Annotated in this window: 1 protein-coding gene and 1 pseudogene; both read right to left on the reverse strand. The window is 72.6% G+C overall.

Going from position 1 to position 2230, the window contains the following annotated elements; translation table 11 throughout:
• The coding region (locus AOJ26_RS39980) for an ABC transporter ATP-binding protein (RefSeq protein ID WP_053853245.1) at positions 1 to 1134 on the reverse strand (1134 nt) is incomplete at its 3' end.
• A 613-nt stretch (positions 1135 to 1747) separates the two neighbouring features.
• Positions 1748 to 2230, reverse strand: a pseudogene (locus tag AOJ26_RS39985) (class F sortase); the annotation flags it as partial.

Here is a 2230-nt window from a genome sequence, read left to right on the forward strand (position 1 = left end):
CTCCAGGACCACCACAGAGACCGCGCGGCGGGAGACCGCGCGCTCTCTCAGGCGGTCCAGGACCGTGCCCTCGCGGCGGCGGCGCCGGGGCGGGCGCGCGGCGGGGCGCGGGGCCTCCAGTTCGGGGACGAAGGCGGGGCGGGAGCCGGTGTTGAAGTGGACGAGGACCTCGTGCCCCTGGAACTCCACGTGTTCCACCAGACCGGTGATCGGCATCTCCCCGGGTCGGGCCGAGGTCCGCTTGGCGATGCGGATCGCCTCCGAGCGCAGGCCCACGATCACCTCGCGGCCCTGCTGGACGCGGAGCAACTGGTGGTCCAGGGACAGGGGTTCGGGCAGTCGCAGGTACTGCTTGCCGAGGCTGATGGTCATCGCGCCGTCCAGCGGGGCCCGGACCACTCCGCGCAGGAGGTTGATGCGCGGAGTGCCGATGAAGGCGGCGACGAAGACGTTGCGGGGCAGCGCGTACACCGAGCGCGGGGTGCCGACCTGCTGGAGGACTCCGCCGCGCAGGACGGCGACCCGGTCGCCGAGCGACATGGCCTCGGCCTGGTCGTGGGTGACGTAGACCGTGGTGACGCCCAACTCCCGGGTCAGTCCGGCTATTTCGGCGCGCAGGTGGTTGCGGAGCTTGGCGTCGAGGTTGGACAGCGGCTCGTCCATGAGGAAGGCGGAGGGGCGGCGGGAGATGGCCCGTCCCATCGCCACGCGCTGGCGTTCCCCGCCGGAGAGCTGGCCCGGGTAGCGGTCGAGGAGGTCCTCGATGCCCAGCATGCGGGCGGTGGCGTCCACGCGGGCCCGGGGGTCCTCGTCGGGGGCCTCGATGCGCAGCGGGAAGCCGATGTTCCCGCGGCTGGTCATGTTCGGGTAGAGGGCGAAGTTCTGGAACACCATCGCCATCCGGCGCTCGGCGGGCAGCAGGTCGTTGGCGTACTCGCCGTCGAGCCTGAGCTGGCCCTCGGTGATCTCCTCCAGCCCGGCGATCATCCTGAGCACGGTGGATTTCCCGCAGCCGGAGGGGCCGAGCAGGACGAGGAACTCGCCGGGCGCGATGTCCAGCGAGAGCCGGTCCACCACCCGGGCGCCCCGGGTGTAGGTCTTGCTCACGTCGTGCAGGGATATGGCGCGTGTCATGACGGTGCCCCCGGGGGCTGGTTCAGGCGCTGGTGCTCCGCGGTCGAGAGACCCCGTGCGGGTCGTACGGGGCTGTGAGTCACGGAAGTTAACGGAATGCGTGCGGCCGGGGGAAGAGACTGGGCGAGATCGGGAGCTACGGTCCAGCCCGCGAGAAAACGGACTCCCGGATTCAGTACACCGTTCCGCTCACCGGGAGCCCTCGCTCTCCTCAGCGCACCGCCGCGCTCCCGGCAACTCCTGCGCTCGCCGCCCCACTTGCACTTCCCGGCACGGTCCCGCTCACGGGCGTCCCGGCCCGGCTCGCCGGCACCCCGCCGCCTTCCGGCACGGCCCCGCCCGCAGCCAGCGGGGTTCCACTTGCCGACACTCCGGCATTTCCCGTCATGTCGGGGGACTTCGCCGTTCCACCACTCGCCGGGGCGCCCTCGCTCGCCAGTGCACCTTCGCTCCCCGGCACGCCCCAGTTCGTCGGCGCGGCCCGACTCCCCGGCACGTCCCCGGCCTTCAGCGGATCCCCACTTGCCGACGTGCCCCCGTTCTCCGGCACGCCCCCGTTCTCCGGCGGGCCCTCGCTCTTCGGTGCCGGCGTGTTCCTCGGCGCTCGTGGCTCGCGGGTCTGGGTGAGGTGGGCGAAGACGACGACGTTGCTGCTGTAGCCCGTCCGCCGGTTGAAGAGGCCGCCGCAGGTGATCACTCGCAGTTCCGGGCGCCGGGCCGGGCCGTAGACCTCCTTGTCGGGGAAGCCCGACTTGTCGAAGATCTTCACGCGGTCCACGGTGTAGACGGCGGTACGGCCGTCCGCGCGCACGGCCTCGATCAGCTTGCCGGGCTTCACCTGGCCGAGTGCGGCGAAGACGGCGGGGCCGGTCCTGGTGTCGCGGTGGCCGACGGCGATCGCCGTACCGGACTCGCCGGGCGTGGCGCCGCCCCGGTACCAGCCCACGAGTTTCGGCTTGTCGACCGGCGGGGTCGCCAGCTCCCGGCCCTTGGTGAGCCCGAGGCCCATGACCGGGGCGTCGATGCCGAGGGACGGGATGCGGAAGGCCGTCGGCCGGGACCGGGACAGCGGGCGGGGCGGGGGCGTGCGGGTGGG

Origin of the sequence: Streptomyces sp. NRRL B-24085 (assembly GCF_001282115.1) — a bacterium.
Lineage (GTDB): Bacteria > Actinomycetota > Actinomycetes > Streptomycetales > Streptomycetaceae > Streptomyces.